This window comes from Granulicella sp. WH15 (genome assembly GCF_009914315.1).
Taxonomy (GTDB): Bacteria; Acidobacteriota; Terriglobia; order Terriglobales; family Acidobacteriaceae; genus Edaphobacter.
In genome coordinates this window covers 1112759-1127560 of the sequence record NZ_CP042596.1, presented here as the reverse complement: position 1 = coordinate 1127560, position 14802 = coordinate 1112759, and the positions used below count along the sequence as shown (strand labels likewise).

Below are 14802 nucleotides of genomic sequence, written 5' to 3'. Positions count from 1 at the left end.
ATATAGGAAGCACCCTCGGCCCAATCTGGCCGACCTGCCAAGCGAGCTTCTGCGGACGTGACACGTTTGCCTTTAATTCATTGAGCATGATCGCTACCGCCGAATCACAACGAAGTTGGAAAGTCGCGTTATCTGCTGAGCGCAAGTGGATTTTTCATGGGGGAGGAATCAGCCCGGCGTAAGTTCGATGTGCTGCTCTTCTGGTCGTTAGATCGGCTCTCCCTTGAGACGGGGATACCATGTGGGCGGGCGGTTTGGGTGCCGATTACCACGTTCGTCCTTCGATTAATTTGCGTGTGGATTATGAGTTCCAGAACTGGAATGTATTTCCTCCGCATGGCTAAGCCCGAAGGTATTGAGCATCGGAGTGGCCTATCACTTCCACTACTGTTGCGGGTAGAGCGGCCATATCTATGAAACCGACGTTCCCATCATTATCGCCATCTCGATAACTATTTCTGGTAATAGTGTCTTTGACAAACCCAAGGAACAAAAGTAGCAAATGGCAATGCGAAGGTCCCCCTTTACGCAAGGCAGAAGGAAGACGACAATGGCGACATGAACCCGGACATCATCGCTTTCGGCTCGGCCCTCGGTAAGAAGTGGTGGGCGCTAATGAGCTGCGCATTATTTACATGTCTTGGAATGTGGATTTTCTATGCAGACAAAAGCAATACATGGGCTATCCGCGCCACCTTTGCACTTGCCGCATTCTGTGTGTTGATCGCTTGCTATTTGGCCTGGCGCGACGAACATGTTCGAGTTCGTATTCTCGAGGATGAAAGAAGTAAATTACTGGAGAGGTATTTTGACGAACGCCCATTGCTTGGCTTAGAAAATCACAGCGTGGAAGGGCCGAAGACGTGGAGAGAGCATCCAGTGCCCGTGACCTTTTCGGTCCATCATCTAAGTGGCCGGGTGCCAACTGGGATTCGTTTTGACCCAATTTTTTCGCTATTAGGAAAATTCTCGCTGCATTTCGACGCTGTCCCCCATGCGGAAAAACACCCAAAGGGTATCGGATATAGAGTTGAGCAAGTGGGTGCCCCACGCCTAAGCGCACATGACCTTGAGAAGATTGGGAACATGGAAGGAGAACTGCTACGACAGTTCCTGGATGACAGCCCACCTGAACCGATCGAGTTGAGTTACAATTTGAACGCACATTTCAAAGATGGAGAGGAAGGGCGTACTCAATCTTTTCGCCTAACTTTCGATAGAGCTAGATTCCGTTTTTTGCCGAACACAGCCATATAACTTTATTCCGCAATGAGTTTCTTGGGTTTATCAGGTATACGATTGCCCGAAATTCCTTTCTGCATCGTTCCGGGTTCCGGCTCGGCAAAAGTATCCATGACTTCTACCTTAAGGTTCCTCTGGAAGTGGACGGGAAGACCTTCTACCTCGATCTTGTCTTCTACCATGTCCGGCTGCATTGCTATTTTGTGAACGAATTGAAGGTGGGTGAGTTCAAGCCCGAATACGCGGGGAAACTCAACTTTTATCTTTCTGCCGCCGACGATCTGCTCCGCACTGCCCCGGATGCGCCACCCTCGGGCTCCTGCTCTGCGAGAGCCGGGGCGAATCCGTTGTTGAATATGCGTTACGCGATGTTGCAAAGCCGATAGGGGTTTCCACCTATCGAGTTACTCGACAACTTTCAGAGCCATTGCGCGACGAAATTCCTTCCATTGAGGATTTACAGGAAGTCGTTGATAAATTGCGTGGCGATTTGAGGAGCAATTAAAGAACGAGTTCTGCTGAATCAGGCCAGCAGTAAAAATGAAGTCTGCCTACTACCTATACCAGTATTCGGAAGAACTCCGATTTCGTGGTCGAGGGGATGATACACGTTGTATAAACGCTCAAACATTGTCATCAACAGTCGGTTGAATGTCATCAAACAATCGCTCGACGTTGTCAGGCTGGAGTGCCCACCTGTAGGCGGGGTGAATCTCCCAAGCGTAGCCAAAATCTGCAAACGCCGACGACAGATATCTACTCTGTTCGAAATATCGTCGTGAAATCCCAGTAGCGGAGTCTTTCCTTGCGATAAGAAAATCTATCTTGTAGAGAAAAGCGGCCAATTCTCGTGGCGTCGCAAGTTTACCGGATGCGAATTTGAATGAGCCTTGAGAAATCAAGTTTTTCAATCGTTCAAGCAGACGGTCTGTAGTGAAGAAGTATGACTCGGAAGCGACGTGGGTTCGCTTTGTTGGCTTCATGCCCATTATCAGTCTCTCGATGTCGGGCAGTTCAGAGCGATGTTTCAGGAGGGCGCAATTTCCACAAGTCAAGGTTTTGCAAGCTGATGCATAACGGCTTGCGCTATGACAAGTTGATTATTCAAATGGGTAATTCCGTGGCCCTCATCTGACAACCTTATCCATATATTGCGCCGCTTCCAATCTTCGGTGGATGTAATTCCTTCAAATATGCTCTCTGCAGCTACAATATCTGGAGCAATTCGATCTCTTGCTCCAGTTACTAATAGAATTCCAGCATGAACATGGCAAGGAGTGTAACCAGACAGTTGCATTTTCAGTGGGTTTTCTAGCACGATTGTTTCAAATTGAGCGTTGAAATTTTCGCACACAATATTTTCGACTATTCTTGCTCCATAACTGCTGGCAATAATTGCGGTTTTATTCGCGCTGATATCCCATTTATTTTTACCCCAGTCCGTCACATCACTAATTTCAGCAGCTTCTAATGCCAGACTTGTAGTAGCGGAGAACTCGCGACCATATGAAAGAGACCCGGAATAATCTGGGGCTAATACAAGAAGTCCGTTTCTAACTAACTCAAGACGCTCCATATTCCAACTCGCATCAGTCGCCAAATGTGGTCCACCGTGAACGAGAACTACTAGCCCAGTAGGGCGACCCAGTGGTTTCCAAACCCAAGTCTTTATTATCTGGCCATGGCTTCGAATTTCAACTCGTTGTGGTTCAATCGTTGATTGTACGATCTCCATATCCTTCCCGTGTATTTCCTGCCTCAGCTTGGTCCATCCAATTTTATGATCTCGGCATTGCGCCAAATAGAGGCTGGTTGTTGCAACCATAGATGAAACAGATACCAATATCTGTCGTTCTGCATCCAAGGATCGATCTACTCTCAGATTGACCGCAGATATTGTCGGTCCATCTGTCAGGGCTATGATCTTACATCCTTTAACAACCATCAGCGAATCAATCCCCTGATATTTAACCGTAGCAACAATTAATCCTCTATCACCCAATGGTTTAGGGCGCTGCACATCACCGGCTATCTGAGGGCAGTCAATCAGTCTGTGGGGTGCGAGATCGATGTACCGAAGATGATAGTAAGAGTCTCCCGGAGAGCGGGCTGCCATCACAATTGTATTTTCCGAGTGCGTCCAATGAAGGTCTCGAATATCATCCTGATTGCTGTAGAGCCCCCGTACAACTTCCAATGCTCCTGAAGCCTCTTTCACGGAGGGAAATGGGTATGACGAGGGCTCCGCGAATACTAGTCGACCGTCTCTGGGATAAAGATCATAACCTGCTAATGGCGAAAGCCTGTCAACCTCGGAACGCAATTCTTCCACCCCATGGAGATAGGATACTCGTAGGAGCTGATCTTGCTGGGAGTTCCCAAGACTATAGAGATAACTGTCCCCATTCGCTTCGAAAATAATAGGGTCAACGGCGGATACTGCAAGAGGCCCGCTAGCTCTTCGAAACTCATTGTTTTTTATATTCCAAATAATAGGGATATATTTCCCGTCGCGTCGAGGTCCAGACAAAAAAGCAACTGCATTTCTTGCTGGATTCCACGTGATCTCTAGTGGATTGTCATGCATTCTTGGAGACTTCAAACAGTCCCCGAAGTGGCAAACCTCAAGACTATAGCCATTGTTGAAAACAAGTTTTGACAGAATATCAGAGGTGCCAGGATCAGCTGATAGCGGTATAACGACCTCAGCTATACTGCTCCCGTCACTTGATCTTTTTAACATTTCTCCTCGAAAAAAAGCTAAGAGTTCAATCTGAGTCGTCCTAGCTATTGACCCCTCAAAGAACAAGACAAGAATCGTCACGATTATTACAAGAACTACTACGCCATGGCGCTTTATATCGAAAGGGTTTCTCATTTATCCCACTATTGTGGTGGAATGACGTCCGAAATGAAATTCCTTGGTAGCAGATCATTTTTTAGGATCGGCTGCCGCCGATTTAGGATAAGGATACGTTGGGCGTGTTGCGACCACGTTTGACTAGAACCTACAAACCGGACTTTAGCAGGGTTGAACGTTTGAATTTGACCATCCCAGATGGTTGCCGAACTTGAATGGTGTAATTTTCCGTCTAACACTGATGCCATCATCTCGTCTTGTATCGCTTCATTCATCCTACCCCGTTGAGCTGCCAATTTTCCTAACGTTCTCCACGGGCCGCTCATAGATGGAGTGCGTTGTAGCACATCCATTGCCAATACATACGCATCGCCATCGTGACCAAGCAAAAACTCTAATCGAGCCAATCGTGATTCGGCCGACGGGTTCCATAGCTCTTTCCGTAGTTCAAGACGCGCGTCCTTGATGCCGGCCTCTACGGCCTCAGGATATTGCGTGTTGGCAAAATGAAAGATACGCCCTTGTACAGCTGCTGGCTGTAAAGACACGAGGCTTGTTACATCTTGTCTAATTTCACCCTGATTTCCTACTTCTACCGCAAAGACGAGATGGGTAGCGATGTAGAATGGATCGTCCGGCGATAGTTTGAGTGCTGTTGCTAGAGCTTTAACGGCCTCGGTGTGATCTCCTAGCTTCCATAAAAGCCAAGCGTGGTTTCTCCAAGCTGCATCGTTGTAGCTATCAGTCGTTATAGCCGTCTGGCAAATCTGATCTACCGTTCGTGCCAAATTCGAATCTATTGCCACAGCCGGAGGTGTATTTACTTCTTCGACGATGCCCGATCTCGACGTGAATACTGCAACAGCAGTATCGTTTTGGAGCTCCGACAGATCATTTCGCCACCAATTCTCGCTTTCAATTGAGTCCATCACAGCATTAGGGTCCTCCACCAGTCGATGTGTAACCCTAATCTCATCAGCAAGATGAAAACTTAAAATTGATACCCCCACCAAACTCAGGATGGAGCATAACATCCACGATGCGAGATAGCAGTACCGAAGCGTCAACATATCACTTCACGTCGAGATATCGCTATGAGTGCCAGCCAAACGCCCTCGCAAGCACATAGTTCGGGCCTCACCAGAACCGCGGATTGACCTTGAAGAAATATCAGAACCCCTGTCGCGCTTGCAATAATCAGTGCTCTCGTTCCATCGACCAAACACTCAGTGCGCGCCACCTTGGGCCTCGGCCACCACAGCGGACAGAAGAAAAATGGAAGCCAGAGGATGAAACCAATTGAACCCTGTTCTGATAATACTTGGAGATACCAATTAAAAGCTTGTGGAGCGCAGATGACAGCAATGCCGCGCTCTTCACGGCACAACTGAACGGGCAAGGTACCGCTGCCCCCGCCGAGCGGCCACTTCTCCAATATAAGATGGACGGTATCCCGCCAAATCATCCAGCGCCCTGATAGGCTTCGCTGTTGGCTCTCGGTATGAGTAAACAAAACTGTATGGGCAATAGAAGACCCGATACCAAGCCCCGTCATTGTAACTATGCTGAGTGTCGCCAAGCAACCGATATTGATAAGTATCGCCTTCACGGTTGGACGTTGTAGGATCCAGTAGACAATAAGCGATGTAATCACCGCCAGATAGACGAGTCTGCTGAAGCTGAGTAATAAACATATCCATGAACTCAGATTACAAAGCACTCCCGCCCATGAGGTTATAACGGACTTTTTCCAGTACTGTACCGCGACAATACCGCCCATACCCCAAAAAAGAAGATATTGAAGCGGCTCATTTCCGCTATAAGCACCGTCCGAGATTACCCCTAGCACTCGACGGAATTGGGAGAAATCAGACTGCCCGAGCTGGCGTAACACGCCGATGGCTGAACAATATTGATAAATGTGCTGGATGTCAAGCGCCACTCCTAGAGTACAGACTGCTGCGAACAGAACTACTCCATCATCGAAACCGGGATATGATCGAACGATTGCGAAGGCAAAGGCTAATTCAGCCATAAGACACAACGCGATCAATGATAACGACATCGACAACGTATGGTAGGTGGCGAGAACCGTGCTGATGAAGGCAAGCAATACACTAATGTCGATGCTATTCAACACCAGCCTTTTAGAGCTAACGAGAGATATCGCCGCGAGAATGCAGAGCACATCAAGCGTCAGTACCGAAATCGAATGAAGCAATAATGCTGAGATTATCGCTATCGGTGCGATCAGCTTGTGCCATAGATCTCGTCCCTCTAAGGTCTTTATGCTAATGTCATAAACCTCTATAAGCGGAGAAAAACATCTTTTTGTTTTCTATAAACTTATTGACTCTGTCTAGCTCTTCGCTGTCCAATAATTTTGCCCAATCGACCATTTGTGCTCCTGCAGTCGGATTATGACCTTCTTTAGCGAGGTACATCCACACGTAGGCCCGAACATGATCGGCTGTGATGCCTGTACCATTCCAGAGAGCTCGCGCAAAAGCCGCTTCTGCCGGGGCATAGAACTGAAGCGCCGAGCGGTGATAATAAATTGTCGATATTTTGGGATCGTCAGTTGCTAGCACGCCATTCGCGTACAAAGAACCCAATCTGAATTGAGCAACTTTGTTTCCTTGTTCTGCTGAGGCTTTGTAGAGTTGGGTGGCTTTCACTTGGTCTTGAGGAGCAACTAAACCGATTCCTACTAGGTCTGCTAACCGAAGCTGCCCCCAACTGTCACCTCGTTCCGCAGAAGTTTCGTAAAGCGAAATGGCTTTATTTACATCTCGTTCTACACCATCTCCTCTGTAGTACATGGCGCCCAGAAGGGCAGCTGCATAACCAGATTGCTTGGAGATAGCTGCTTCATACAAACCTATTGCTTGACCGTAATCCTTTTTGACTCCACTTCCTGACTCGTATGCTCTCCCCAAAAACGTGATTGCGTCTGGATCTCCTAGAGATGCAGTGCGCCTCAGTAGCCAAATGGCCCCGGTGACATTTTTTTTAGTGCCGTGCCCATAAAGCATTGCATTTGCCAATAATGATGTGGCCCTGATTGAACCCTGTTCACTGGCAATGGAAAGCCAGTGGAAGGCTTTATCGTAATTGATAGATCCATGAGCACCCGAGGCGTAGAACGTTGCAAGCCTAATTTGAGCATCGACTTGACCCGATTCTGCTGCAGCAGTTTCTGCGTAAAGCGTCCCCTTTAAGATGCCTGACTGACCATACGCGCAGTTGCAAGGGAATAAAGTGAATACTGAAAGTGCATAAAGAGCAGCGATTTTCGTTTTTTTAATAGTTATCGACATAAGCCTCCTTAATAATCTTATGTGGGCGGTTTCAGTACCGCATTATCTGATCTGGTTTTACTAATTGCATCCTCCAAGAGTATTTCGAGCTGAGGCTGCTTTATTGCTCCTACATTCCTTGTACTATTAATGAAAAAGGTAGGAGTTCCCGTAATATTTAGAGAATTTGCCAACCTGATATCAGCATCAATTTCCGCATCGCTTTGATGGGTATCAACACAAGTTTTGACACGTACTAGATCCACCTTATGTCGTTTTGCTAGGAAGTTCTCAGCGTCTGAGACTGTCGGGTGACTCTGTCCTGTAAGGGCAATATCAAAGAAATAGTCGTGTAAAGCCCAAAATTCTTGATTATTCTGTCGATGGACACAAAGGGCAAGCGCTGAATCAAGCCTAGCCTGATTATGAATTGGAAGTGGAAATTCCCGGAAAACTAAACGAACTTTGTATCTGGAACTAGTTGCCAGAGTTTTTCTAACGGTTTGGGCAAAACGTTCGCAAAACGGGCACTGAAAATCAGAGAACTCGATTAGCGTAATTGGTGCGTCGAGGGGTCCAACTGAAGGTGGATTACCGTTAAGTAGCTCCTGCATTGGCACAACAGACATCGGTTGGGGAGAAGGTGCAACTCGAGATTTGGCCGGTTGGCTTAGATCACTTACCCGTGAAAACAGGTAACGCTTATTTTCGGAGAGAATAAAATGTCGTTCTGCCGTCCAAGCTGGTGACGAAAAAACTATTTGCCGCATACACGAGCCAGGCAGAGTTTTTCCAATTTGAATCTGGAGCTGATTTAGTCTCAGACCAAACTCAGATCCCACATACTTTCGTATGTAGCTCTCATCTTCGCGTGATATCTCTGAGCAAGCACCAATATGTAACCAATGCAACTGCAAATAGGTACCAATAGCAATTAGAAGCGGCACACAAAGCAGTATTGGTCGGCGAAAAGCAAAGCTGAAGTTAGATGTCATTGTTGTCATCCTCACCTAGCTTTGGCAACTCATCATTTGTTGGGTGCCTTCTTCTTATATCTAAGACGAATGGAAGAATGCATGCGAGCCCTATCCCAGACGGCAACCACGTCTCCAAACTCGCCTGCAGGGCAGGTATGGCTATCTCATCGCAATCTTCGAATTGCTCACACCCTCCATCACCATCGCCATCGCCATCGCCATCACCATCGCCATCACCATCACCATCACCACTGCACGATGTCGGGTCGTAGTTCGAGCACTCAGGATCACAATTGTCGCTACAACCACCTCCCGGCAAGCTACAGCCGCTTTCGTCCCACTGCCCCGCTACGCAAACGGCCCCCTCGCACGGGGATGAACTACATTGACTGGTAGTTACAGTACCGCATAAGAATGAACCCTGATAACAAACAGCACCATAACCATCATCACAGACCTGAGGTGATCCGTCGCAGCTACACGTATAAGAGCCAGCGGCATTGCAAACACAAGTGTCGTTCGGAGGAGCTCCAGGGCATCCAGTCGCACCGTCCCCTTGACCTCCACCTGTGCCTGCCCCCCCTCCAGCATAGATGCCCGGCATCGCTTGTCTGATCTGCTGGATGCGTTGCACATCGCATGGCGAAGGACCGATTACGGTATTTCCATTATCCTCACTAGACGAGGTTGTGCAATCGGCAGCGGTACAGTCTCCTAGGCCGAATGTTTGCGCTATCTCGTGAGATGCAAGCCCTGCTGCCTGTGATTCCTGAAGTGTCCCGTTATTGTTGGCAGTTTGGTAGGACGGATCAAAAACGGTTTCGGCGTAGACCGTACTACCATCACTTGTCTGTGACACGAAATGAGTTGATCCCTGCTTCCCTGTTGGCACGGGACCAATATCGAAAGTGAACCACGGTTGAGGGAGCACGCCATCACCTGGTTGACCAGTACCGGCCAATAGAACGAAAGATCCTCCAGATTGCTTTAGATATGCGCTCCATGCTGCTGCTGCATCTCGAATGCCCATGTATAATGGGCTTTCGACTGTAATAGTATTTGTATCAATCCAAGCAGTGATTGTAGAACCAGCTGGCCACATAGTGGGTTTATTGCTAGCGTTGAGACTAGAATTATCGGGCACGTCTTGTGGGCAATTCCCCTGAGCTGCCGAAGTTTGGCTGACGAAACCTAAAGCTAGTATCAAAGCAAAAATGCCTTGCGTGAGACGTAGCATCTGACAAGCCCCCTGATGAGCTACTTCACATCCGCCGCTGAACTGGCTACTCTAGAACGGATTTCCTCCATGGCAGCATCGATGGTCATGTTGTTATGGAGTGATCTGCTGTGTTCAACGTTCCTTGAGTCGGGGATTGAGTTAGCCACGAGCCTGCCTTCGCTGATAAGCCAACTTTTTCGCAGCGTATAAAAATTGCCGCCTGGAACATAACGTAGGAAGAGAAGATACCGAGAACCGGGTTCTATACCAAATTTTGCCTTACTCACATCGTACGTGATCGCAATATCCTTTCCAGGGAGAACTATCGTGCCGCCTGGAATAAGTAGGTCGATATGTTGCCCATTGCTAATGCCAGGGGTGCCATGTAACGGAATTGCTGAGTGGCATTGCATTGAGACATCCGTATAAATGCTTCGCTTAGAGGGAGAGAGATAAGGTATATAGGAAACGAAAGTCGCGTCTACAATCATGTCTACTGAAGATTGCGGAAATTCTTCCGTCTCTTCATTTCCCTCTGAGAAGCTTCCGACAAGGGATGGTTTTAACATGTCAAGTGGCTCAGGACTTCCTATAGCAGCATCGAAGTACGCTCCCCGCAAAGCCAAAACGTGTCTTGACTGGTCGTCTTCCGGGCTGGGTTTGATCCGAATCGGTTTCGATTGCCACGCATAGGCGCCCGTAGATTGTTGTACATGTATAGGAGGCCGACTCTGGTTCTGCGAAAATGCGGGAATAGTCCCAAGTAAACTCGCGTACACCACGAAAAGGCACCAGACTCTTGTACGGGGCACCTCGATCAATGGAACGGAATCAAAAAGTCCAGTCGTCATAGCTATCGCACTGTTATGCAATGAAATGAGCGCCCGGCCTGCTAGGGGGGATCGTTCGATCATTTGAGGCTCCGATTGGTAATGATCTACTGATTGTGCAACAGTACAGCCCGCCGAGATAAATTTCAATGCTTTTATCTACTTTTGACGAAAAGTGAAAAAATAGATAGCAACAGGATTAAACGTCGATTTAGGAATATCATGGGTAAAGTAAAAATTTCGCCTTTGAACCGTGTCTTCTCTGGAAGGCTCAACTACCATTACTATTTGATACATGACAGTTGGTTCTCCCTTTTGTTTACGCGGTTTTGTGTAGCGATCATTTTATGTGTCGTTACCGCAGACGTAGTCATCTCGCTTCACAACACAATCCGTCCTGCAGGAGTTGTAATCCATCACTCCGCACTTCCAGCCGATGAAGGGCTTGCTGAACTAGCCTATATCCATAAACTTCGTGGCTTTGGGGCGTTTTTTGGTTTAAAACCTATCGCATCGGCTATCACTACATGATCGACCAAGACGGTCACGTTCTTTCAGGGCGCCCTGAACATATGCGCGGCGCACATACTGCCGTCGCTAACGATCTAATCGGAATTTGTCTTTTGGGTAACCACGAATCAAAAACAGGCGGCCAGTCTCCAACACCAGCCCAGATAGCGCGGTTGACAATCTTAATCAATCAGCTAAAGCTGAAATATCATTGGAGCGGTAAACGGGTATTTGCCCACTCTCAGCTAGAACCAAGAACGCAATGCCCCGGGGATCTAGTTCCTATGGCAGATATATTGCGAGACACTCATTCACAATAGTGATCTCACTATGTCAAGTAGATGCCTAGGTCAACCTTTTGATTAGATCTATTGGTGCATGTTTTGCTCTCTTTAGGGGATTGATTGGCTTCCTTTTAGCTCGGGCCATAGCTATAAGCTCTCTGCTAAGCCAAAGCCACTCAATGAACGATAACCGTTTATCCCAATTTAATCCCAATTGGAGGAGCGACTCCTCTGCAGTTTCTGCACATTCCCCAGCAATGACAAACTTGCCGTATAAAATCCACACATATGCCAAATATATTTTCAACTCTGCAATCCAAGGCGCTCGTTTCGAAGATTCTAACAGACGTCTGAGAGCCGATTCCGTCTGGCCTAACTCAAGATCCGCTACTGCCATTTCATAGGCTCGGTCGAGACCGACATAAGACCCAGTTGGCGTTTCTATCACGCTCTTTATGGCGGAAGGAATGGGAATGGAAGGTGGGTGCTGACAAAGGTGTCCGGCTATGATTTCTACCAAGTCTAGATTGACCTTGGGACCAAAGCCACTTGTTAGATATGGGTTTATAAATTCGTCTGCTAAAAGCACGATGGTCGCACATGAAATATCTTCTTGGGTCTCCCATTCCTTGCGATTGTTATGAAGAGTTTCCTCCGTGTTGAGTATTTGCGCATACGCCATTGCAATATTATTCTTGACCGCGCAAATTGAAAGGAGGAATCGGATTCGTGCAGCAATAAGTCCAATGCGTTCCGCGCGTATACCTACCATAGAGCGCACACTTACGCCATTCCAGTGTTTTGACATGTTAGGCAGGTAAAGTCTATGTGTTAGACCTGCAGTTTGCAGCCAAGGTGGACACTGCCATGTTCTAATGGTCTCTGCGACCATCGCGCCTTCTGTAAATTGCTTTGTTCCTTCCTCGTCCCCCATACTGTCCCGATACTTATTGAACAGTTCGAGCAGCACCTCATCTATAGACCATGGCTGTAAATCTGAAGCGCTAACTATCAAGTCTTCTTCCTTGAAGCTTCTAGGTCGTGTCTTCTTACCCGGCTCAGCATTCAGAAATAAGCTATCGATTCTCACAGAGCATTAACTAATGCGTGAAGTGAATTATCAATAGTTGCGATGAAATATATGTCGTTCGCTAGGCTATGAACTAAGCTGGTTGTTATTCGTTCGGAGAAATTCTGTAATCCGTCAACTCGTTTAGTAATAAGTGAATAGCGATATACACAGCCAGCAGTTGAAGCAATATAAACATTATCCCCCACGCGCACCGGCGTCGCAAAAAGCTTCGCATGTGCTTCAACCCGTTTCATCACTAACCCCGTCTCGACATCTAGAATATAAAGTCTTTTGTCTGTACAGGCTATGAAAACTTGATCGTCTACTAATAGTGGTTGAGAGTACACCGCTCCCTGCAAAACTGTCTTCCAGGTTATTTTGCCGGTAGACGCCTGAAGTGCGTATATGCAGTGGTCGAAGCTTCCAAACAGAACAGTATCTCGCACGCGATCAATCGTCGGGATAGAGCGTATAGCACCGCACCCGCTTAGAGACCAGATCTCCCTTCCGGTAGATGCATCAATTGCATAAAACATGCCGTCGTCCGTTCCGATGAAGACACAACCACGATCTCTATCGTATAATGGCGTCGCATGTATCATACCTCTCGTTACAAATTCCCAGCGTGAAATTCCACTGGTTAGGTCGATTCCAAGTAGACTACCTTTCTTGAGATAGTGAGCATGCTCCAACCCAATAAACAGCATATTCTGCTGTGATGATATACAGGGAGATGACCCAATCCAGTCAGCGAAATGATATTCCCAAAGAGGTTGACCGGAATATTTGTCCAACGCATATAAATTGCCGTCATACCCTCCGAAATATACTGCACTATCAGTCACCGCTGCTGTAGACCAAATTCCCTTATCGCCAAGACAGGGAACACCGAAGGACCAAACTGTCGCACCAGAAACTTGATCAAGGCACCACAGAACTCCATTATCCGATCCGAAATAAACATTCTTGTCGTCTACTACCGGAACCGACTTTGGAGCCTCGTAGAAATAAGAACCAGTAGCTAACGAATGGCGCCACTTCCGCCGAAACAGGGGCTCCAGTTCGTCTTCCTCTTGGTGAGTTGAAATCTTTTCCAAGCCTAGCTCATTGAGGTGAAGTATCGATTTGCTTCCAATGCCCATTTTGGCAAGTCGAGAGTTGACCTCTCTAGAATCGAAATCTACTAACGCAATTGCATATCTGATCGAAACATCATACCCATCAAGAATAGCTGCCGCCTTCAGAAGGCTGTTTCCGCTATTCATAACATCATCGACAAAGATGACGGGGGCATCGGTTATTATTCCTTCGATTTGGTTCTGTCGTCCTGTACGCTTTCTCTCTTTACGAACGATAAAGGAATTTATCATTTCCCCATGCATGGCGCCGTAGGTTTGGATCGCAACCATTAGAGGCACACCAGTTAACTCCATACAGGCCAACTGAAACGGCTTAATATCACGCAACAGTTCCCAGTAAAGTGCGGCGATGCAAAGTGCCATCTGAGAATTCAGAAGTGCAATTCTCGTATCTACTAGCCAATCGATTCGTCTGCCAGACGGCGACAGTAGCAGCTCTTGTGTCGATCTAACCACACAGTGATCTTTCATGAATGAAATGAGCTTGTCTCGTTCTGCTAGAGCCGGCTTGGGGGCAGCGGAGCGATATTTTATCCGAAACATAGGTCCTAAATTGTACTTTACTCCGCTATTCAAAAAATTCGATTAGTATCTTTTTCATCAAGGCATTCCTCATTTCATTCCCCGCAATCAATCAGCGGCGAGAAACTGCCACCCGATCCGGTACTAACCATGCAGGACAATGATTTACCGTCCTTATGGCACTTTTGCCATAAGGATTATCCTAGTCTCCAGGAGACGCTTCTATGCCTTCGCGAAACATTTATCTCACGCCCGAACTTTAGGAGTATATTGCATCCCAGATTGGAACGGGCTCGTATGCTAATGCCAGCGAGGTGATCCGCGCAGGATTGCAGGCATTGAAGGTGAAGGAAGAAATCCACCAGGCCAAGGTCGAGGCGCTCCGGTCTGCCGTGCTGTCCGGGGCCAACAGCGGGGTTGCTGAGGGAGATGTCATCGGTAGGATATTCGAACGCATCTCACGGTTCTCGCGGGAGAAGGAAGAGAAGAGCGCGTGATTCGTTGCTCCAACGATGCCGAGACGGATCTCTCAGAGATCATCGATTACACACTCCATACATGGAGCCGATCAAACGCTAAGTAATAGACGGTAAAGGCGTTACGAGTCGGGAAAATCGGAAAAACCGCATCAATCGGCGGTATTTGCGACAAAAATGCGACAAACTTTCACCAAGCGGAGCATGGGCTGGACCGTGGGGGGACAGCCCAAAATTCATTTTTCCCGTTCCAGCGGATGGCGCGAAGGTGGTGAAGTCAGAGGCTACCAGCTTGGAAAGCTCTGACGATTTCGAGCTTCCGACCTCGTCAGTACGTTCCAGTGGATACCGCCTCATAAGCCCAGTTGTCGG

Annotated in this window: 14 protein-coding genes; 3 read left to right on the top strand and 11 right to left on the bottom strand. The window is 47.6% G+C overall.

Annotated features, from left to right (window positions below):
* Nucleotides 1–558: 558 nt before the first annotated feature.
* Nucleotides 559–1257, top strand: a complete 699-nt coding sequence (locus tag FTO74_RS04955; RefSeq protein WP_162537146.1) for a hypothetical protein — start codon at nt 559–561, stop codon at nt 1255–1257.
* 2 nt (nt 1258–1259) lie between these two features.
* On the opposite strand, the gene FTO74_RS19645 is transcribed toward FTO74_RS04955, so the two are convergent.
* The 9 genes from FTO74_RS19645 to FTO74_RS04910 form a co-directional block, all read right to left on the bottom strand.
* Nucleotides 1260–1619: a hypothetical protein gene (locus FTO74_RS19645; protein WP_255462503.1), complete on the bottom strand. Its 360-nt coding sequence runs from the start codon at nt 1617–1619 to the stop codon at nt 1260–1262.
* Between the two features lie 246 nt (nt 1620–1865).
* Nucleotides 1866–2225 (bottom strand): hypothetical protein, encoded by a 360-nt coding sequence (locus tag FTO74_RS04945; RefSeq protein WP_162537145.1) that lies wholly within the window; start codon nt 2223–2225, stop codon nt 1866–1868.
* A 68-nt stretch (nt 2226–2293) separates the two neighbouring features.
* Entirely contained in the window at nt 2294–4066 is a 1773-nt protein-coding gene (locus FTO74_RS04940) for a hypothetical protein (RefSeq protein ID WP_162537144.1), read from the bottom strand.
* 62 nt (nt 4067–4128) lie between these two features.
* Nucleotides 4129–5031 (bottom strand): tetratricopeptide repeat protein, encoded by a 903-nt coding sequence (locus FTO74_RS04935; RefSeq protein ID WP_162537143.1) that lies wholly within the window; start codon nt 5029–5031, stop codon nt 4129–4131.
* A 134-nt stretch (nt 5032–5165) separates the two neighbouring features.
* Complete coding sequence (locus FTO74_RS04930) at nt 5166–6323, bottom strand: O-antigen ligase family protein (protein ID WP_162537142.1); 1158 nt, start codon at nt 6321–6323, stop codon at nt 5166–5168.
* A 76-nt stretch (nt 6324–6399) separates the two neighbouring features.
* A complete protein-coding gene (locus FTO74_RS04925) occupies nt 6400–7422 on the bottom strand; it encodes a tetratricopeptide repeat protein (protein WP_162537141.1) in 1023 nt (340 codons plus the stop codon).
* 17 nt (nt 7423–7439) lie between these two features.
* Nucleotides 7440–8405 (bottom strand): DsbA family protein, encoded by a 966-nt coding sequence (locus FTO74_RS04920; RefSeq protein ID WP_220399079.1) that lies wholly within the window; start codon nt 8403–8405, stop codon nt 7440–7442.
* Between the two features lie 132 nt (nt 8406–8537).
* Nucleotides 8538–8687, bottom strand: coding sequence for a hypothetical protein (locus FTO74_RS19365; RefSeq protein ID WP_174242211.1), 150 nt, complete (start codon nt 8685–8687; stop codon nt 8538–8540).
* A 948-nt stretch (nt 8688–9635) separates the two neighbouring features.
* On the bottom strand, nt 9636–10511 hold the full coding sequence (locus FTO74_RS04910) for a hypothetical protein (protein WP_162537138.1): 876 nt from the start codon (nt 10509–10511) through the stop codon (nt 9636–9638).
* Between the two features lie 138 nt (nt 10512–10649).
* On the opposite strand from FTO74_RS04910, the gene FTO74_RS04905 reads away from it, so the two are divergent.
* A complete protein-coding gene (locus FTO74_RS04905) occupies nt 10650–10958 on the top strand; it encodes a hypothetical protein (RefSeq protein WP_162537137.1) in 309 nt (102 codons plus the stop codon).
* A 324-nt stretch (nt 10959–11282) separates the two neighbouring features.
* On the opposite strand, the gene FTO74_RS04895 is transcribed toward FTO74_RS04905, so the two are convergent.
* Both FTO74_RS04895 and FTO74_RS04890 read right to left on the bottom strand, forming a co-directional pair.
* Nucleotides 11283–12311 carry a hypothetical protein gene (locus FTO74_RS04895; protein WP_162537135.1) on the bottom strand — a complete coding sequence of 343 codons (1029 nt, stop codon included), beginning with the start codon at nt 12309–12311 and terminating at the stop codon, nt 11283–11285.
* Nucleotides 12308–13975 carry a PQQ-binding-like beta-propeller repeat protein gene (locus FTO74_RS04890; protein WP_162537134.1) on the bottom strand — a complete coding sequence of 556 codons (1668 nt, stop codon included), beginning with the start codon at nt 13973–13975 and terminating at the stop codon, nt 12308–12310. The genes FTO74_RS04895 and FTO74_RS04890 overlap by 4 nt, the downstream gene beginning before the upstream one ends.
* A 248-nt stretch (nt 13976–14223) precedes the next feature.
* On the opposite strand from FTO74_RS04890, the gene FTO74_RS04885 reads away from it, so the two are divergent.
* Nucleotides 14224–14451 (top strand): type II toxin-antitoxin system ParD family antitoxin, encoded by a 228-nt coding sequence (locus FTO74_RS04885; protein ID WP_162539703.1) that lies wholly within the window; start codon nt 14224–14226, stop codon nt 14449–14451.
* Nucleotides 14452–14802 lie beyond the last annotated feature (351 nt).